The following is a 17,755-nucleotide window of genomic DNA, read 5'->3' on the forward strand; positions in this document are numbered from 1 at the left end:
GTCTGTATGGCAGATTGTCGGTGGTTGTGATGGCCTCATCGCGAGCAGGCTCGCTCCCACAGAGTTCAGTGTGTGGATAGGAAAGTGGATGTGCAGAAACAACAAAGCCCTCGCATTTCTGCGAGGGCTTCGTTTTGTATGGTGCCGGCACCAGGAGTCGAACCCGGGACCTACTGATTACAAGTCAGTTGCTCTACCAACTGAGCTATACCGGCGTGTGGGCGACGATTATAGCGATTGGGTGCGTTCTGTAAACCCCTGAATTCTGACTATTTTTGCAGGGCCTTGGCTCAGGCGCGGCGTACGAGGTTGCGTACTTTCTGCAAGGTTCGCCATGTGCGGCTGTTTTGCAGGGCATGGAGTTGGGCTTCGGCCCGTTCGGCGCGTTGCAGGGCGGTGGTGAGTTGTTGGTCGGGTTCGCTGAGGGGGTGGCTGAATTTGTGGCCCTTGCAGAACTGGAACCCGTCGAGGTTGCACGGGGGGATGTCGAAAGCGGGTTTGAGCGCCAGGTGTTCTTCGGCGAGGTAAAAAGTGTTGAGGCCGTCGAACAGGATGGGCTGGTAGCCGGCGTCGGTGACGAGGGTTTCCCAGGTCTGGTCGCGGGTCCATGGGGTTTCGATGAGGATGATCCAGGGGCGCCAGCGGCTGAAGTCCATGCCGCGCAGCACGGTTTCTTCGTGGCCTTCGACGTCTATTTTTAAGAAGTGGATGGGGCGGTGCTGGGCGTATTGCTCGCAGATCGACGTCAGGGTGCGGGACTGGACGGTTTGGACACTCACATTCATGCCGGCGTCACGGTGTTGTTGGGCGACGCTGGCTTCGACGGTGGACAGGCCTGTGTCGGCAATGGTGTAGAAGGTCAGGCTGTCGGCGTTTTCGCCGGCCACGCATTGCAGGTTGATGTCGTCGGGACGTTGTTGGCAGAGGGCATCGTAGTACGCCGGCACCGGTTCGATGTTGATCCCGCGCCAACCGTGGTCGTAGAAAGCCCGGGTCACCGAATCTTCTGTCGGATGGTTGGCGCCTACGTCCAGATAAAAGCCGTTTTCCACCGATTGAAGGGCGCGCCACAGGCGTATGTCTTCGAAGTTTTGTGCGTAGGAAATGAACGTCACGGCCAGTCCTTGTGTGTGTCGGCATTGTGTCAGTCACGATACGTAAGGCTGTTGTACTGCACGGGCGCGGTGGGCGCAATTGCAGGCGTGTGGGAGCACTGAGTTCGGCGGTTATGTCGTTTTGTTTGAGCGCTTATGCACAACGGGCGGGGCGGGGCGACTGTCATCTTGCGATTTTGTGACAGTTTTCTCGTTTGCTCGCAAATGCCTGTTTTAATGGTTTTTTATCCATATGAACAAAAAATGACCAGCCCCGGTTGCAGCAGAAAATCGCGGATTTCTTGGATCCAAGACTTTTTCATCAACAGAGTTATCCACAGGCTGTTTCGTATCAGTAACGCTCGGCCAGTAGCATCAGATTGCGTGGCGTCAGCGGCGTTTCGCAGAAGGTGCCGAGGCGGACGTGGTAATTTTTCTGGCTGAGAAAAAGTGCCCGATCCAGCACCAACCACAGCTCCAAAGGCCGCCGGAAAAGGCCTCGGACCAATTCCAGGTTGCGCACTTCGGCCAGACGCTGATGGCCGGCTGCTTCCAGTGCTGTCCAGTCGGGTGAGCCGACTGTGGATAAGTCTTTCATGGCGGCCAGATCGATGCAGTAGTCGGCGAAGGACTTTTCCAGCCAGGTGCTGGGAAGTGACGGGGTGGGCAGATAGTCGTCGCGGCCCCGGATTTGTCGTTGCAGCAGGTCAAAGCTCAGGCGCCGAGCCATGGACTGGTCCCGTTGCCGCCGGATACGTGCGCCGGCCGTGACGGTTTCTGTCAGGGGTAGACCGAGATCGTCCAGCGATAGCTGTAGGACCGAACCCTTGGCAGCGTCGGACAGTGGTTGATAGCGCTCGGTGCTGATGCGGTTGTAGCAGCACGGGGCGATGGCCAGTTGCGCGCAGCCAGCGGTACTCGCCAATTGCATCAGACGCACATGCAGGTCGCCGCAGGCGTGCAGGGCTACCGGCGTGTGTTCAGGGCGGATCGCCAGGTCGGCCTCTGCCGCCAGCACGTCTTGCTGCAAGTGCGTGGCGGGTAAACGGTGGCGTTGGCTCAGCTGCTGGCCGCTGGCGACCAGGGCTGGGTCGTATTCCAGGCAAGTCAGCTGTTGTTCATCCTGCAGCAAGCGTCGGCCAAGGTGACCTTTGCCGGCGCACCAATCGAGCCAGTGGGTCGGTCGGGTGGCGAAGTGCAGGCGGCTGGCGAACGCTTCGATCTGCTGCCATTTACGGCCTGGCACGTCGACGCTGAGGCGATGGGCGGCGGCTTTGAGCTCTTTGCCCGGCAGTTCTGCGACGGCGCTCAACGCATGGGAAATGGCCGCCAGTTCTGGAAATGGCGCGGGTGCATGTTGAATCAGCCAGGGTTGGTGATGGTCGTTTTCCGCGTCCTCCAGCGAGCGCTGGCGTAGCCATTGGGCCAGCTCAGGGTAGGACCCTTCCCATGGCAGTTGCAGGTGGGTGAACGGACGCGGTTTCCACAATGCCTGGTGCGTTGTGAGAAAAGCATCCAGCGCGGTGAAACGGGCGAGTAACGCCTCGCCCGTCAGCACGCCGCGGTCAGCGCCCTTGGCAGGCATCGACGCGCAACCAGCGCTCCAGCAGCTTGAAGCCCTGCACCAGCACGAACGCCATCAGCAGGTAGAACATGCCGGCCGCGAAGAAGATCTCCACCGGCAAGTAGGTCCGGGCAATGATGGTGCGGGCCATGCCGGTGAGCTCCAGCAGGGTCACGGTGCTCGCTAGGGCGCTGGCCTTGAGCATCAGGATCACTTCGTTGCTGTAGGCCGGCAGGCCGATGCGCGCGGCGCGAGGCAGGATGATGTAGAACAACGCTTTGGGGCGGGACATGCCCAGGGCTCGCGCGGCCTCGATTTCACCACGAGGGATGGCCTGGATCGCGCCGCGCAGGATTTCAGCGATGTAGGCGGCGGTGTGCAGGGTCATGGTGGCTGTGGCGCACCAGAACGGATCCCGCAGGTACGGCCACAGCGAACTGCTACGCACGGCATCGAACTGCGCCAGACCGTAGTAGACCAGGAACAGCTGAACCAATAACGGCGTGCCACGGAAAAAGAAAATGTAGGCGTAGGGTAAAGCCCGCACGTACCACAGGCGTGAGGAGCGGGCGATGCCCAGCGGAATCGCCAGCAGCAGACCGGCGATCACGGCGATGGCCACCAGTTCCAGGGTCAATGTCGCGCCTTGGGCCAGTTTCGGCAGCCACTTGATGATGACTTCCCAGTTCATTGGGTGCTCCTGGCAAAGCCGCGAGCGGCACGTCGTTCCAGAAAATGCATGCCGATCATGGCGAGCACGGTCAGGCCCAGGTACATGAACGCGGCTACCATATAGAAGGTGAACGGCTGCTTGGACACGGTCACGCCGATTTGCGCATGGCGCATGATTTCTTCCAGGCCGATCACCGACACCAGCGCCGTGTCTTTCATCAGGATCATGAACAGGTTGCCCAGGCCGGGCAGGGCGATGCGCCACATCTGCGGCATGATCAGCCGGGTAAAGATCCGCCACTTGGACAACCCCAGGGCCACGCCAGCTTCGCGATGGCCCTTGGGAGTTGCCAGGATCGCGCCGCGAAATACTTCCGTGGCGTAGGCGCCAAAGCACAGGCCCAGGGCGATGACGCCGGCGGCGAAGGCGTTCAGGGAAAGGTCCGGGTTACCGAAGTATTCGCCCAGGGCACGCATGAGGTTGACGGTGCCGAAGTAGATCAGCAGCACCCAGAGCAATTCGGGGACGCCGCGAACCAGTGTCGAATAAGTGCCGCCCAGCCATTGCAGCGGCTTGTACGGGGAAGTCTTGGCCAAGGCGCCGAGCAAGCCGAGCACCAGCCCCAGGCAGAGGGCCGAGAGCGCCAGTTTGACGGTCATCAGCGCGCCAGCGGCGAGCGCCGGTCCGAATCCGTAGAGATCGATCATCATGGGTGTGTGTTCATATCGCGGCAGGCTTTGCTAAGGGCCGGCGCCGCAATGAAGCAGCGCCGGCCAGGCACGTCAGGATCAATAGATGCTGAACGGGAAGTACTTGTCGTTGATCTTTTTATAGGTGCCGTCGGCCACGATTTCCTTGAGCGCGGCGTTCAGCTTGGTGCGCAGTTCGTCGTCACCCTTGCGTACGGCGATACCGATCTTGTCGCTTTCCACCACCGGGTCGCCCTTGAATTCGAAGGCGGCGCCGTCTTTGCTCTTGAGCCATTCATATTGCACGTATTTGTCCGCCAGGATGGCGTCAACGCGGCCGGAGAGCAGGTCGAGGTAGGCGTTTTCCTGAGTATCGTAGAGCGTGACCTTGATGTTGTAGTCATCTTCCATGTTGCGGTCATCCAGCCAGGTACCGGCCAGCGTCGCGCGTTGGGCACCAATGGTCTTGCCGCTCAGGTACGCCTTGTCGGTGCTGAAATCGGTGGTGGCCTTCGGCGCGATGAATTGCAGCTTGTTGGAATAGTACGGCTCGGTGAAGTCCACGGCCTGCTTGCGTTCCTCGGTAATCGACAGCGAGGAGATCAGGAAGTCGAACTTCTTGGCGTTCAGGGCTGGAATGATGCCGTCCCAGTCGGAGGTCACCACGCTGCATTCGACTTTCATCTTGGCGCATAGGGCGTCGCCAATGTCCTTGTCGAAGCCGACCACGTTGCCGCTGGCATCTTTGTTGTTAAACGGCGGGTAGGCCGCTTCGATGCCCATCTTCAGTGTTTCCGTGGCCATGGCGCTGGCCGAGAAGACCAGACTGGCGGCAGCGGCCAGGAGGAATTTCTTGTAGGTCTGCATAGGTACTGCTCCGTTAGCGGTTGCTGGACATGAATTGTTTGCAGCGCGCCGAAAGCGGGTTTTCGAAGACCTGCTGTGGCGATCCTTGCTCCTCGACCAGGCCTTGATGAAGGAACACCACCTCGCTGGAAACCTGACGGGCGAAGCCCATTTCGTGAGTCACCAGCAGCATGGTGCGGCCTTCTTCGGCCAGGGCGCGGATCACACTAAGTACTTCCTGGACCATTTCCGGGTCAAGGGCAGAGGTGGGCTCGTCGAACAGAATCACTTTAGGCTGCATCGCCAACGTGCGGGCGATGGCGGCGCGCTGCTGCTGACCGCCGGAGAGTTCGGCAGGGTAGGCATGACGCTTGTCGGCGATGCCGACCTTGGCCAGCAGGGCTTCGGCCACTTCCACCGCCTCGGCCTTGCTCTGGCCGAGCACCCGGCGCGGGGCTTCGATGATGTTGTCGAGCACGCTCATGTGCGGCCAGAGGTTAAAGTTTTGAAACACAAAACCGATTTCGCTGCGCAGGCGGTTGATCTGTTTGCCATCGGCGGCCACTAGTTCACCGTTTTTCGCGGCCTTGAGCTTGAGTTCTTCGCCGGCCACCAGGATCTGACCCTGGTTGGGGTTTTCCAGCAGGTTGATGCAGCGCAGAAATGTGGACTTGCCGGAACCGGAGGAGCCCAGGATCGAGATCACATCGCCGTCGCGGGCGGTCAGCGAGACGCCTTTGAGCACCTCCAGCTTTCCGTAGCGTTTGTGCAAGTTGCGGATTTCAAGCGCGGGCGTGGCCTGGGCCATGTGCGGTCCTCATGGTGTGTGCTCCCTTGCTGTTGGCGGCCTTCCTGGCGAGGCGGCCAAGCTAGCATAGCGCCCGAATGGCAGCCAACAGCGCTACGGGGGGTAAACGGTGAATGTGCGGCAGCTTGTCGCATCGGCGCAGCAGACTGTCGCGCCATCAACAACCAAACGGTCGTTCGAACTCTGTTTACCGGTAAAAATCCCGGGGAGTCGCGTAAAAAAAGGCGCGATGGTGCCAGCTTTGGGCGGGGGTTGGAAGGGTTAACCGGATGAGTGTTGCCGTTGTACGTTTTTATCGTCCATAGGAGATTTTAGCTGGCTGTTCTCATCTGCGTGAGGCTGATCGCGTTCTGTCATGTAGTCAGCAGTCGCGTCGCCATTGTCGAACCACCTATCCCAGTCTTGCGAATGCTCAGAGTTATTTGTCATGAAAGTGTTTACGGCCTCTTCTCCGTCGGGCAAGTACTCGGTATCGGTGCCACGCAGCAGTGAGGAATACCGCGACACCGCCGACGCAGGCAGCGGTGCTGCACGAATAGCTGGCCGGCTTATTCGCTGGCGGGCTCTTCCATCAACTGACGATAACGATCCAGCGCCTCGCCGAAGTCCTTGATGAACTCCGGGGTGCTGAGCCAGCGCTGCGCCGTCTCGCGGTCCATGTCGTCGGCCCACATGCGGTAGTCCACCAGCATGTCGGCGGCCAGGTTGGTGGCGGCCATGCTTTCGTTCTCGGCATTTTTCAGGTCCAGCAGGCCGGGGCGTTCGCTGATCATCACGCTGACGGACGCGAGGAGGGTGTCGAGCATTTCGCTGCGGCTGATGGCCTCGGCTTCGCGCAGCTTGGCGAACAGTTCGAGCACGTAGACCGGTGGCTGGGCGGTGGCGTGGGCCGGGTCGCCATACATAGGGATGGATTTACGCCCGCTCATGCGGATTTGTTTGGCTTTGTCTTTGGCACGCTTGGCGCGTTTTTGCTGTTTGTTCAGTGAGGCCATTGGGCTTCGGTTTCCAGTGGGTTAGGGGGCGATGCCCGGCTCAGTTGATTTTCGGCACGGTAAAGCTGAATTCACTGCCCTTGCCGGGTTGGCTTTCGGCATGCAGTTTACCGCCATGGGCCTGGACAATCCCCTTGGAAATATACAAACCCAGCCCGGTGCCGTTCGGGTTGCCTTCCTTGACTGTCCAGTAGCGGTCAAACACGTGAGGTAATTGTTCCGGCTTGATTCCTTCGCCGGTATCACGAACGCTGAACACGATCTCGTCACCCACCGACATCGCGCTGATGCCTACGCTGCCTTGCCGGGGCGTGAATTTGATGGCGTTTCCGATCAGGTTGGACAGCACCTGGAACAGCCGCTCGGGGTCGGCATTGATCTTCAGGTCGGGTTCGGCGTGGAACGAAATATCGATGGCCTTGGCGGTTGCCAGTGGCGTCAGCAGCGAGCAGGCGTCTTCGAATATCTGACTGACGTCCATCGGCTGGGGGTGGATGGTGTAGCGTCCGGCGTCGATGCGCGAAGTGTCCAGCAGGTCTTCGAGCAGTACGTTCATGCGGCTGGCGGCCTGTTGCATGGTGTCGATGGCTGAGGCAATTCGCTTGGAGCTATGGGAGCCGTCGGAGCTGAAGGACTTTTGCATCATGCCGCAGAGCATGGATATGACTGTCATCGGGTTGCGCAGGTCATGGGACACCACTGCCACCAGTTCATCACGCGCCTGCACGGCCTGACGCTCCTTGTGGACTTGCCGAGCCAGATCGTTTTCCAGGGCCGAGCGGCGCAGGTCGTTGGCGGCGAACAGATCGCCGTGGGTCCATTGGGTACTGATGCCGGCCATTTCGACTTTCCAGATCTCGAAAGACGTCCGCGGTCGCAGGCGCAAACCGGTCTCGCTGCTTTCCAGGTCCAGGGGTTTTTGCGGGTCGCCGCTCCACTGGATGGTTTGCTTCACCTCGGGGCGGAACCACAGCACGCCATTTTCCACAGGCTTGGGCAGATGAATCGCCAGCACGCCGCTCGCCACGTCCTGATAAGCCTGGGCCGGAGTGAAAACGCTGCTCAGGTTGTGGTGGGAGAAAACGGCCTCGCCAGTCTCCAGCATCCATTTATGCAGTTCGCGGATCTGCTCCGCTTCCGGACACTGACCGTGGCGGTGCAGCTTGTTGTCCTCGAGGATCGCGACGCCGGTGGCGCCGGCCAAGTCCATCAGCCGTTGGGGTTCGCGGGACAAGCCGTCAAAGACATTGTCGCTGGACTCGGCCATGGCGGTGGCGAGAACCTTGAGGTCCTCAAGCTTGGCGTCCCGTTGGCGGGTCAGCTCCAGTGCTTGCATGGCGCTGATCTGCAGCGACAGCACTTGGCCGATGGTCTGGCAGGCCATGCGCATCTCATGGGGCACGAGCAGTGGTTGGCGGTTACCGCAACTGATCAGGCCCCACAGCCGTTCGCCTTCCATCAGGGAAATGCTCATGGACGACAGCACACCCATGTTCTTCATGTATTGGCGGTGGATCGGCGAGACACTGCGCAGGGTGGAAAAGCTCAGGTCCAGGGCTGTTTGCGTGTCGGGGCGCAACGCCGGGACCAATGGTACCGGTGTGTAGTCAGCGTTGGGGATGATCCGCAGCCAGTTGGTGCGATACAGCTCCCGGGCCTGCTCAGGGATGTCGGATGCCGGGAAGAACAGGCCTTTATAGAGTTCCATCGACGGCGCGCTGGCCTCGGCTATCACCTGGCCGTGGCCTTCTTCTTCGAAGCGATAGATCAGCACCCGGTCGTAGCCGGTCATGGCCTGAATTTCCCGAACGCTGATTTCGTAGAGAGCCTGAAGGCTTTTCGCGCTTTGCAGGCGCTGCAACATGCGCCCCAGGTTGGCTTCGCCGCTGACACCTTCGGGACGGTAGTCGCTCAGGTGCTGTTCCAGTTCGACGATGAGGGCGCCTTGATGGCGGTGGACCAGGGCGTCAAAACGCAGTTGGTTCACGACAATCTCCACGGGCGCGTTGTCGCCATCCGCATCGGTGCGACAGGCCTTGAGGATGGCTTGGGCCTGCTGCTGCCCGAACAGTGCGTCCAGCGTCTGGCTCGGGAGACCGTGAGGATCGTGTCCCATCAATTGCAATACGTTGGCGCTGACCTGCCGAATGACGAAGTCGGGCTCGGACAGCATCAGCAGCACACCATGCGGCTGGATGGCCCCAGGGAAGCGAATCGGTTCATCTGCACAGTTGGCCAGCAGCTCTTCGAAGGCTTCCTGGTTTTCCGGGGTCATAACAATACCTTTTGGCTGTCCAGCCAGTGTTCAAAATGGGTAAAGGTCGCTTTGGCGGCACGTGTGACTTCGAGCGTTTGAGCGTCGCCAAGGTTCCTGTCGCCCAGGTACTGAAGGAAATCCTTCCAGCGCCGGCCGGTGAGTTCGCCATACACATTGAGAAACGCCGCGCCGCTGGAGGCATCAAGACCCAGCTGCTCGGCCACTCTGCGGCGCAGGATTTGCCCCCCGAGTGTCGCGCCTTCCAGCACATAGGAAACCCCGAGGGCAGCGGCACGGGAGTCGATCTGCGGCAGGTCCGCGCAGGTGGGCAGTGTTTCGATAGCGTGGTCACCCAGGCCCAGTGCCGTAAGGTCCGCCCGTAGTACGGGGAGTTTGATCCGCAGGGATTGGTCCAGCCCCGTCGGTGTCAGCGTCAGAACATGAAGTCGTTGTTCCAGCGGCTTATAAAAGCCGTAGTAGGCCGCCATCAGGCGCCGGTACAGGTCGAGGTCCAGCTGTTCGGAGAAAAACGGCAAGCGTTTTTCCAGGGCGACGTGCAGCTCAGCGGTTTCGGTCCGCAATGCCTGAATCAGAGAAGGGGGAGGTGCGGCCGGTGACATGCGCGATAGAGCTCGTTGACTGGAGCGTTGCTGGAAAAAAAGCGCATCAATCTTACACAGATTTTTTGCCGAGAACGGTCATCAGCTGTCGGCTGTCATTTCGCCCGTCGCCAGGCCCGGTTGCCAACTCTCAAGCCTTTCCCGTTCACGATCCAGCTCATTGCGCAGCTCTTCTTCCGTAGGGAGCACCAGTTTGTACTGACTGGCGAACAATTGTTCGTTGCCTTGCAGGACAGAGTAACGCACCACCGATTCATCTTTTTGGGCGCAGAGAATAATGCCAACAGTGGGTTTGTCATCGGGACTGCGCTTGAGGTCGTCGTAGAGACGCACATACATGTCCATCTGCCCAATGTCCTGATGGCTCAGCTCACCGCGTTTGAGGTCGACGATCACAAAACACTTGAGCAGGTAATTGTAAAAGACCAGATCGAGGTAGAAGTCTTTGCTTTCGGTGCTGATGCGTTGTTGGCGAGCGACGAAGGCGAACCCCTTGCCCAGTTCAAGGAGAAAGCCCTGTAGCTGGTCGATCAAGGCTTGCTCCAGGTCGGTTTCCAGCAAAGCGCCGGCATTGGGCATTCCGAGGAACTCCAGGACGACCGGATCCCTGACGATGTCTCTTGGGCTGAGATTGAGCTTTTCAGTATGGGAAGTCGCCTCCTGTTTCACTGCCGGGCGGTCTTGGCTGGCCAGCAGGCGTTCGTAATAGAAGGTGCCGATCTGACGTTCAAGGGCGCGCGTGGACCAGTTCTGCGCAGCGGCTTCGTCCATATACCAACGCCGCGCACTCTCATTTTCGACACGGAGCAGCATGCGATAGTGGGGCCAGCTCAATTCGTGACGCAGTGCGTCACACATTGGAAAGGCCTGATAAAAAAGACGCATGTAGCGCAGGTTCGAAGCATCAAACCCTTTCCCAAACCTCGCTGTCAGTACTTTCGCCAGCGACGGCAGCAGTCGTGCGCCATAAGTCGCCCGCTCGGCTCCTCCCTGTTCGAATTCGACGATGTGCCGCCCAATCTGCCAGCAGGTTTGAACCTGAATCGTATCGACGGCACGCAGCACTTTCTGGCGTGCCTGGCGGATCAGTTCACCTAGCTCATTAATCAGAGGGGCAAGCTTTGGGTCGTCTTGAGGGAGAAGTGCGGTCATCGAAATGTCAGCCGTGAGAATGGGCGGACCAAAAGGATGCTCTGGACGACGTTTCGATGATGCCGGGCGAGTCTGATTAAGCAGGAGGAAAGCCGTCCGATTCTTGCAGGACGGGTTTGACGCCGCCTGATCTTGGCTGACCCTGGCTTGTAGGAGCTATCCTGGTAGGGCGTCATCCACTGCCAACGTCCTCGTAACGCGGACGATGATCAGATCGAACCTTGGGCCAGCGCATTGGACGCGGCGACATAATCGGTCTGGAATTGTTCACTCTCGACCCAGTCCAGCGCGGCCTGCTCATCGACGCCCGTGGTCAGGCGACGGTATTCGATCAGGACGGTAATGATGAAGTCAGTGGCCTCTTCCTCGCCTTCCTGCTCCAACACAAGCGCCAGCAGCGGATGCCCCAAGAAGACCGCGCACATGGCCTGCTGGCTGATCTTTTCAGCCGCGCGCATGACTTGGAACAGCTCCGTCAGGTCCACGGTTTCCAGATCGATGCGCTCATCGTTCGGGTCCAGGAAATCGTTCGGCGCAGCGGCACGCTGAATACGGTTCTTTTTGGCTTTCGCCTTGGCGCGCTGGTTTCGTTTCTGCTGTTTGTTTGCCGATGACATGGTCAGATTCCTGACGTGAAAATAAGGCCGCCTATGCTACAGCTTCAGGGCAAACCCTTCGAATTTCTATCCGCCACAGACAGGGTGGCAGCGGAAATAAATTTCACGCAATAAAAAACCCCGATCAATTTCTTGATCGGGGTTTTCGGTATTTGGTGCCCAGAGACGGAATCGAACCGCCGACACGGGGATTTTCAATCCCCTGCTCTACCGACTGAGCTATCTGGGCAACGGGGCGCATTAAACGGGTTTTTCAGGGGGTCGTCAAGCACGTTATCAAAAAATATTTAATTATTACCGTCGCTTACGATCCGCCCCGGTTCTGGGTGGCCTATTCGGACGGCGGCACGTAGCCTTCGGCCTTGGCGTATTCTTCGCCGGAAAAGAACTTTTCCATTTCGCCTTGAAGGTATTTGCGGTCTTCGGCGTTCATCATGTTCAGGCGTTTTTCGTTGATCAGCAGGGTCTGGTGTTTTTGCCAGTCCGCCCAGGCCTTGGCCGAGACATTGTCGTAGATGTCCTGGCCTTTGACGCCCGGAAAGGGCGCGCGCTCCAGGCCTTCCAGTTGTTCTTTGTACTTGCGGCACATCACGGTGCGGGTCATTGCAACTCTCCTGCGTTCAATACGGCGGCCGCGCGTTCGAGCAAGGTCTTGACCGGGGCGGCGAGGCCCAGGCGCGGCGGGGTGGCGAGGTTATACCAGAGCCAGTCGGCCTCGGCCACGTGATGGCCGGTTTCCCGGACCCGGACCAGCCAGGGTTCGATCGCCAACTGAAAGTGGCTGAAAGTGTGTACCAGAGCTGGCATTTCCTGTTGTTTGCCCAGTTCCAGCGAGTGTTGCAGGGCCAGGTGTTGCAGGTCGTCGAGGTCGTCGAGTTCCGGCAGGCTCCATAAGCCGCCCCACAGGCCCGTGGAGGGGCGACGATAAAGCAGAATCGCGCCTTCGCGGTTGGCCAGCATTGGCATCAGCGTGCGTTTTTTGGGCACGTCCTTGCGGGGCTTGGGGATCGGGTAGCGGGTCTCCAGCCCCAGCATGTGGGCTTGGCAGCCATTTTTCAGCGGGCAAAGCAGGCAACTGGGTTTGCTGCGGGTACACAGTGTGGCGCCCAGGTCCATCATCGCCTGGGTGTAGGCATTGACCCGGTCTTGAGGTGTAAAGCGCTCGGCGGTCGCCCACAATTGCTTCGCGACCTTCGGCTCGCCCGGGTAACCCTCCTGGGCGGTGAAGCGCGCCAGCACCCGCTTGACGTTGCCATCGAGGATCGGTGCCCGCAGGCCCATGCTGATGCTGGCGATGGCGCCGGCTGTGGACAGGCCGATCCCCGGCAACTCGGTGAGTTTTTCCACGTCGCGGGGGAATTCACCGTCATATTGGTCGACAACGATCTTTGCAGTTTTCTGCAGATTGCGGGCGCGGGTGTAGTAGCCCAGGCCAGTCCACAGGTGCAGCACTTCGTCTTCCGGCGCGGCGGCCAGAGCTTGCACGGTGGGCAGCGAGGCCATGAACCGGTCGAAATAATTGAGCACGGTGCTGACCTGGGTCTGCTGCAGCATGATTTCCGAGACCCACACCCGATACGGATTGATGTCTTGCTGCCAAGGCAAGTCGTGGCGCCCGTGGCGGTCGAACCAGTCCAGTACGGCGCTGGAAAACTGCTCGGCGGTCATCGCTTGAACAACCCCTTGAGCGCGTCCTTCAGCTCGGGGCTGACCTTGTCGCCGAGCTTCTCGTCGATCTTCTCATTGAGCTTGTCGCCGAGGCGGTCGCCGGCCAGTTTCGCGGCGACTTTGCCCAGACCTTCGTTGTCCAGGCGACATGCCTTCGCGCCCAACTCCAGCGGACCGCGGCAGCGCAACGGCCATTCGACATCGACGTAACGTTCGTTGACCTGGCAAGCCGGATCGGGCATGTCGCTCTTGTCGCCTTCGATGATGATGCCGACGCGGTAATCCATGCCCAGCACACGCAGGTCGATATCGCCGTTACCGTTGACGGTCATGCCAGGAATGCGGACCTTCAGGTCCGGGTTGCTGGCCACGCCGCTGCGAAAGGTGAGATTGCCGTTGAGTTGCTCGAACGGCGTGTCCTTGCCCCGGGGCTCGCCACTGAGGGTTTTACGATTGAGGGTGGCGATGCCTCTGCACAATTGCTGCTCGAGGTTGGCATTGAGCAGTACACCATCGTTGATGACGAACCCGGCAGTGCCGTTGAGGCTGTCGATCAGGGCCTTTTGGCTGTTGCCGCTGGCAGTCACGGCGCTGTTGAGCGTCACCAGGCCTTTGACGGGCGGATTCTTGCCCTGGCTTTCGATGATTTTCTCGGCCGGTACCCGGTTGATGCGGGTCTGCAGGTTCAACTGCGGCATGGGCTGGCGCACGTCCAGCGTGCCTTTGACTTCGAAGTTGCCGTTGTACAGATCGCCCCGCAGGTTTTCCAGGGTCAGCAGGCCGCCCTGGCCGGTGGCCTTGAGGGCGGCATTCTGGATCGGCAGTTTATCGAGGGTCAGTTGGCCGAAGGTCAGGTCGGCATTCAGGTCCAGTTTGCCCAGGCGTTCGACCGGAAACAGCCGGTCGTTGCTCCAGGCGCCCTGGGTGGGCGCGCTCGGCAACGGTGTGCTGCCGGCGCCGGCCATGGCACTGGCTTCGGTGTTGCTGACCTCCGCCTCACGGGCTGCCTTGGAACTGTCGGCCTCGGCGGATTTTGGCGGCAGGTAGCGGTCAACGTTGAAGGTATCAGCCTTGAGCTGCGCACGCAGTGACTGCTTGGCAAAGTCTTCCACGGCGATACGACCGCTGAAGGTGCTGTCGTCGATTTTCAGATTGATGCTATTGAATTCGGCGCTGGTCGGCGTGGCCGCAATGCGGGTGACCAGTTCGACTTTGCTCAGGCTGCCTTCGGCCATGGCCGGCAGTTGCTGACCGACGCCGTCGACGAATTTCGCCAGGTCGAATTGGGCGATCGACATGCCGCCGCTCAGTTGCGGGGTCTTGTCCAGATCATTCACCTTCAGTTCGCCCAACGCCCGCAGTTGATTGATGGACAGCTTGATGCCGGTCCATTCGGCGACGTTCGCCGCTTTATCCAGGAGTAACTGCCCGTGTGCCGCGAACGTCACGGTCTTGCCTTGCAAAGGGTCGCCCGTGGCTTCGCCGGACAGCTTCAGGTCTTCGAACTTGTAGCGCTGCAAGGCGCGCTCAAAGCGCAGCTCGCCCGTGACTTCGGTGCGCACGCGCACGGCTGGCTGGTTGCTGGCCAGGAATGCGGTAAGGGTGACCGGAATGTTGGTGGAGTCATGGATCGGGCCGGTGCTCAGTTGGATGCTTTCGGCGGTGAACTGCCTGCCGGCCTGCTCGTCGGTGTATTCGACCCGGGCGTTGTTCACGGTCAGGCTGTCGATGTCCAGGCGGGTTGGCTGGGCCGGTTTCTGCGCCGGGGTGCTGTCCCCAGGGGCAGGTTGTTCGGCCGGTGCCGGGGCGTTTGCCGTGGTTTTAGACGCGGGGGCCTTGCCGATGTCTTCCCAATTGCCGTGGCCATTCTTGTCACGGTTGAGTCGCAGGTTCAGGCCTTCGACCCGCACGTCGCTCATCTGCACTTCCCGGCGCAGCAGTGGAATCACGCGCACGGAAAGGCCGAGCATCTGCAGGTCGGCGAACGGTTGTGTCGGGTTTGCCAGGGTGGCGACGCTGGCTTCGTGCAACTCCAGACCCAGCCACGGGAAAAGGCTCCAGCCGATGTCGCCATTGAGGGTCAGCTCAATATGGGCCTTGTCGCGGGCTATCTGGCGGATCTCTTCTTTATAGTCGTTGGGATCGAAGAGGTGGGTCAGGGCAAAGCCCAAGGCCACAATGACCAGCAACAGCCCGAGGAGTACCAGACCCAGGATTTTGCCGAACGCTTTCATGGGCGAGTCCTTGTAGGTTGAGTTCAAAAATTAGCCTGGGAGTATAACGCCCTGACCTGGTGGCGCGTTGGGTGATCGTTCTTTCTGACAGGCTTGGGGGCCATGGATCCGGTAGCGAGGGCTGCGCTGAGCTCCCGGAGCTAGGCCTGCTCCAGTGCCAGCTTCAATTTGGCCGCCAGCGCCTGGGCTTCCAGATGACCGGGTGGGGCCAAGAGCTTCAGTTCAGCACCGTGTTGCGTAGCCATTTTCCGTGCTTCGCTGACCAATCGTTCCGCCACCCCACGACGACGGGTAACGTTTCGCACACACATTTGGGACAAGTGCCAGACGTCCTGGTGCCGTTGCAGCCGTGCGGCACCGAGCAACCGGTCATTGAAGCGGGCTGCGATCAACGCGCCGTCCTCCAGGCATGTGCGTATCAAATGTGTGCCGTCAGTAAACGGCTCGAACAGCCAGGCCGGGGCATCCTGGTAGATCTTGTGCAGGTCCTGCTGGTCCCGACAGGTGGCGTCATTCAACTGCTCGACAACGATGGGCATATAAATTCCTGAAAAATAAACGATTCACACCCTACAGAAAACGTGCAACGGCGCGATAAGACAGAAGATGTAAAAAAGGTGATGGCATTTTGGCTTTTCTGTCATAAGCAAATGGTAACCTTTACCCGTTCGCCCGTCCTTCTGCGACTCAATGTCGCACCAAAATGAAGCTTCACCAGAAAATACAGTCGTGCTTTGCGTGCAATAAGGCTGAGGGTGATGCATGGCTGGCGAGCCATACCAATAACTGGGGGATACACAAATGAGCACGAGCATCACGGCGGACGGCTTTGCCGACCAGCCTGCGTTCCTCTCCAAGGAACGCATTATCGCCAAGCCCGGATTCAACCGGTGGCTGGTTCCACCGGCCGCACTGGCCATCCACCTGTGCATCGGCATGGCCTACGGCTTTTCGGTGTTCTGGTTGCCGTTGTCCAAGGCACTGGGCGTCACCAAGCCTGTAGCCTGTGCACCGGACATGAGCTTCATCGCACAAGTCTTTTCATCCCAATGTGACTGGCCGATCTCGATGCTCGGCTGGATCTACACCCTGTTCTTCATCTTCCTGGGTTGCTCGGCAGCCATCTGGGGCGGCTGGCTGGAACACGCTGGGCCGCGTAAGGCTGGCGTTGTATCGGCCTTGTGCTGGTGCGGCGGTCTGCTGATTTCCGCGTTGGGTATCTACACTCACCAGATCTGGCTGATGTGGGTCGGCTCCGGGGTCATCGGTGGTATCGGCCTGGGGCTGGGCTACATCTCCCCGGTTTCGACGCTGATCAAGTGGTTCCCGGACAAGCGTGGCATGGCCACCGGTATGGCGATCATGGGCTTTGGCGGCGGCGCGATGGTAGGTGCTCCGCTGGCTGCAGCCCTGATGAGCCATTTCTCTTCGCCGACTGAAGTGGGTGTATGGCAAAGCTTCCTGGTCATGGCTGCGATCTACTTCGTATTCATGATCGGGGGTGCCCTGTCATACCGCGTTCCGCCGACCGGCTGGAAGCCTGAAGGCTGGACTCCGGCGCCGAAGAAAGCGGCAAACGCGATGATCACCCATCGCCACGTTCACGTGAGCGTTGCCTGGAAAACCCCGCAGTTCATTCTGGTCTGGCTGGTGCTTTGCCTGAACGTGTCCGCTGGTATCGGTATCATCGGCATGGCTTCGCCACTGCTGCAGGAAGTGTTCGGCGGCAAGTTGCTTGGCAATGACCTGCCGTTCGGTCAACTGGACGCTGCGCAACTGGGTCAGATCGCTGCCATTGCGGCCGGTTTTACCGGTCTGCTGAGCCTGTTCAACATTGGTGGACGGTTCTTCTGGGCATCCTGCTCGGATTACCTGGGCCGTAAAAACACCTATTTCGTGTTCTTCGCCCTGGGCTTTGCCCTGTACGCGCTGATCCCGAACCTGGGTCATCTGGGCAGCGTCGCGCTGTTCGTGGCGGCGTTCTGCATCATCCTGTCGATGTACGGCGGCGGTTTCGCCACCGTGCCAGCCTACCTGGCGGACCTGTTCGGTACGCAAATGGTCGGCGCGATCCACGGTCGCCTGTTGACCGCTTGGGCTGCGGCGGGCGTGTTGGGTCCGGTATTGGTGAACTACCTGCGTGAATATCAGTTGAGCATCGGTGTTGAACGCGCCGCGGCCTATGACATCACCTTGTACATTCTCGCCGGCCTGCTGGTGCTGGGCTTCCTGTGCAACATGATGGTCCGTCCGGTCGCCGACAAGTACTTCATGACCGATGCCGAACTGGCCGCTGAACAGGCGCTGGGCCATGACAAGGGCGCCGACAGCACCACTTCGCTGGAGTGGAAAGCTGCGCCGGGCACCAAGCCTTTGGCGATCGCCGCCTGGCTGGTGGTGGGCATTCCGTTGGCGTGGGGTGTGTGGATAACCCTGCAGAAGACGGCGGTGTTGTTCCAGTAAGACTGTTGCCCGAACCTTCAAGGTGAGGGCAAACCTAATGTGGGAGCGGGCTTGCTCGCGAAAGCGGTGTGTCAG

General features: G+C 59.9%; 16 protein-coding genes and 2 tRNA genes. 1 reads left to right on the top strand and 17 read right to left on the bottom strand.

What is annotated here, in order from left to right; all coding sequences use genetic code 11:
• Positions 1 to 139 precede the first annotated feature (139 nt).
• The 17 genes from BMY45_RS21775 to BMY45_RS21855 all read right to left on the bottom strand — a co-directional run bounded on the left by BMY45_RS21775 (position 140) and on the right by BMY45_RS21855 (position 15,756).
• Positions 140 to 215, bottom strand: a tRNA-Thr gene (locus BMY45_RS21775).
• 75 nt (positions 216 to 290) lie between these two features.
• Positions 291 to 1,115, bottom strand: a complete 825-nt coding sequence (locus BMY45_RS21780) for an FkbM family methyltransferase (RefSeq protein WP_092401354.1) — start codon at positions 1,113 to 1,115, stop codon at positions 291 to 293.
• A gap of 331 nt (positions 1,116 to 1,446) precedes the next feature.
• On the bottom strand, positions 1,447 to 2,679 hold the full coding sequence (locus tag BMY45_RS21785; protein ID WP_092401357.1) for a methyltransferase: 1,233 nt from the start codon (positions 2,677 to 2,679) through the stop codon (positions 1,447 to 1,449).
• Complete coding sequence (locus BMY45_RS21790) at positions 2,660 to 3,349, bottom strand: ABC transporter permease (RefSeq protein WP_092401360.1); 690 nt, start codon at positions 3,347 to 3,349, stop codon at positions 2,660 to 2,662. Before BMY45_RS21790 ends, BMY45_RS21785 begins: the two co-directional genes overlap by 20 nt.
• A complete protein-coding gene (locus BMY45_RS21795; RefSeq protein WP_092401363.1) occupies positions 3,346 to 4,041 on the bottom strand; it encodes an ABC transporter permease in 696 nt (231 codons plus the stop codon). The genes BMY45_RS21790 and BMY45_RS21795 overlap by 4 nt, the downstream gene beginning before the upstream one ends.
• Before the next feature lie 78 nt (positions 4,042 to 4,119).
• The gene (locus tag BMY45_RS21800) at positions 4,120 to 4,887 is read right to left on the bottom strand and encodes an ABC transporter substrate-binding protein (protein WP_092401366.1); all 768 of its coding nucleotides are present in this window, start codon (positions 4,885 to 4,887) and stop codon (positions 4,120 to 4,122) included.
• Between the two features lie 13 nt (positions 4,888 to 4,900).
• Positions 4,901 to 5,674 carry an ABC transporter ATP-binding protein gene (locus BMY45_RS21805; RefSeq protein WP_092401369.1) on the bottom strand — a complete coding sequence of 258 codons (774 nt, stop codon included), beginning with the start codon at positions 5,672 to 5,674 and terminating at the stop codon, positions 4,901 to 4,903.
• 548 nt (positions 5,675 to 6,222) lie between these two features.
• Positions 6,223 to 6,669: a hypothetical protein gene (locus BMY45_RS21810; RefSeq protein ID WP_092401372.1), complete on the bottom strand. Its 447-nt coding sequence runs from the start codon at positions 6,667 to 6,669 to the stop codon at positions 6,223 to 6,225.
• Positions 6,670 to 6,709: 40 nt separating this feature from the next.
• The gene (locus BMY45_RS21815) at positions 6,710 to 8,944 is read right to left on the bottom strand and encodes an ATP-binding protein (protein ID WP_092401375.1); all 2,235 of its coding nucleotides are present in this window, start codon (positions 8,942 to 8,944) and stop codon (positions 6,710 to 6,712) included.
• On the bottom strand, positions 8,941 to 9,546 hold the full coding sequence (locus BMY45_RS21820; RefSeq protein ID WP_092401377.1) for a biliverdin-producing heme oxygenase: 606 nt from the start codon (positions 9,544 to 9,546) through the stop codon (positions 8,941 to 8,943). The genes BMY45_RS21815 and BMY45_RS21820 overlap by 4 nt, the downstream gene beginning before the upstream one ends.
• Positions 9,547 to 9,627: 81 nt before the next feature.
• The gene (locus BMY45_RS21825; protein ID WP_092401380.1) at positions 9,628 to 10,698 is read right to left on the bottom strand and encodes a PDDEXK nuclease domain-containing protein; all 1,071 of its coding nucleotides are present in this window, start codon (positions 10,696 to 10,698) and stop codon (positions 9,628 to 9,630) included.
• Between the two features lie 209 nt (positions 10,699 to 10,907).
• Entirely contained in the window at positions 10,908 to 11,315 is a 408-nt protein-coding gene (locus BMY45_RS21830; RefSeq protein ID WP_092401383.1) for a hypothetical protein, read from the bottom strand.
• A 153-nt stretch (positions 11,316 to 11,468) separates the two neighbouring features.
• Positions 11,469 to 11,544: transfer RNA gene (locus tag BMY45_RS21835), tRNA-Phe, on the bottom strand.
• Between the two features lie 102 nt (positions 11,545 to 11,646).
• Complete coding sequence (locus BMY45_RS21840) at positions 11,647 to 11,919, bottom strand: oxidative damage protection protein (protein WP_092401386.1); 273 nt, start codon at positions 11,917 to 11,919, stop codon at positions 11,647 to 11,649.
• On the bottom strand, positions 11,916 to 12,983 hold the full coding sequence (gene mutY, locus BMY45_RS21845; protein ID WP_092401389.1) for an A/G-specific adenine glycosylase: 1,068 nt from the start codon (positions 12,981 to 12,983) through the stop codon (positions 11,916 to 11,918). Before mutY ends, BMY45_RS21840 begins: the two co-directional genes overlap by 4 nt.
• On the bottom strand, positions 12,980 to 15,217 hold the full coding sequence (locus BMY45_RS21850) for an AsmA family protein (RefSeq protein ID WP_092401392.1): 2,238 nt from the start codon (positions 15,215 to 15,217) through the stop codon (positions 12,980 to 12,982). Before BMY45_RS21850 ends, mutY begins: the two co-directional genes overlap by 4 nt.
• Before the next feature lie 140 nt (positions 15,218 to 15,357).
• Positions 15,358 to 15,756: an acetyl-CoA sensor PanZ family protein gene (locus BMY45_RS21855; RefSeq protein ID WP_092401395.1), complete on the bottom strand. Its 399-nt coding sequence runs from the start codon at positions 15,754 to 15,756 to the stop codon at positions 15,358 to 15,360.
• Between the two features lie 262 nt (positions 15,757 to 16,018).
• Between BMY45_RS21855 and BMY45_RS21860 the strand changes: the two genes are divergently transcribed.
• Positions 16,019 to 17,680: an OFA family MFS transporter gene (locus BMY45_RS21860; RefSeq protein ID WP_092401398.1), complete on the top strand. Its 1,662-nt coding sequence runs from the start codon at positions 16,019 to 16,021 to the stop codon at positions 17,678 to 17,680.
• Positions 17,681 to 17,755: the final 75 nt, after the last annotated feature.

Source organism: Pseudomonas sp. NFACC39-1 (assembly GCF_900110355.1).
GTDB classification, from domain to species: Bacteria; Pseudomonadota; Gammaproteobacteria; order Pseudomonadales; family Pseudomonadaceae; genus Aquipseudomonas; species Aquipseudomonas tehranensis.

Bases quoted from the DNA above. Each gene is read 5' to 3' on its own strand.
- BMY45_RS21820 (WP_092401377.1), bottom strand. From the start codon at position 9,546: ATGTCACCGGCCGCACCTCCCCCTTCTCTGATTCAGGCATTGCGGACC.
- BMY45_RS21830 (WP_092401383.1), bottom strand. From the start codon at position 11,315: ATGTCATCGGCAAACAAACAGCAGAAACGAAACCAGCGCGCCAAGGCG.
- BMY45_RS21860 (WP_092401398.1), top strand. From the start codon at position 16,019: ATGAGCACGAGCATCACGGCGGACGGCTTTGCCGACCAGCCTGCGTTC.
- BMY45_RS21790 (WP_092401360.1), bottom strand. From the start codon at position 3,349: ATGAACTGGGAAGTCATCATCAAGTGGCTGCCGAAACTGGCCCAAGGC.
- BMY45_RS21800 (WP_092401366.1), bottom strand. From the start codon at position 4,887: ATGCAGACCTACAAGAAATTCCTCCTGGCCGCTGCCGCCAGTCTGGTC.
- BMY45_RS21810 (WP_092401372.1), bottom strand. From the start codon at position 6,669: ATGGCCTCACTGAACAAACAGCAAAAACGCGCCAAGCGTGCCAAAGAC.
- BMY45_RS21840 (WP_092401386.1), bottom strand. From the start codon at position 11,919: ATGACCCGCACCGTGATGTGCCGCAAGTACAAAGAACAACTGGAAGGC.
- BMY45_RS21815 (WP_092401375.1), bottom strand. From the start codon at position 8,944: ATGACCCCGGAAAACCAGGAAGCCTTCGAAGAGCTGCTGGCCAACTGT.
- BMY45_RS21850 (WP_092401392.1), bottom strand. From the start codon at position 15,217: ATGAAAGCGTTCGGCAAAATCCTGGGTCTGGTACTCCTCGGGCTGTTG.
- BMY45_RS21795 (WP_092401363.1), bottom strand. From the start codon at position 4,041: ATGATGATCGATCTCTACGGATTCGGACCGGCGCTCGCCGCTGGCGCG.
- mutY (WP_092401389.1), bottom strand. From the start codon at position 12,983: ATGACCGCCGAGCAGTTTTCCAGCGCCGTACTGGACTGGTTCGACCGC.
- BMY45_RS21785 (WP_092401357.1), bottom strand. From the start codon at position 2,679: ATGCCTGCCAAGGGCGCTGACCGCGGCGTGCTGACGGGCGAGGCGTTA.
- BMY45_RS21805 (WP_092401369.1), bottom strand. From the start codon at position 5,674: ATGGCCCAGGCCACGCCCGCGCTTGAAATCCGCAACTTGCACAAACGC.
- BMY45_RS21855 (WP_092401395.1), bottom strand. From the start codon at position 15,756: ATGCCCATCGTTGTCGAGCAGTTGAATGACGCCACCTGTCGGGACCAG.
- BMY45_RS21825 (WP_092401380.1), bottom strand. From the start codon at position 10,698: ATGACCGCACTTCTCCCTCAAGACGACCCAAAGCTTGCCCCTCTGATT.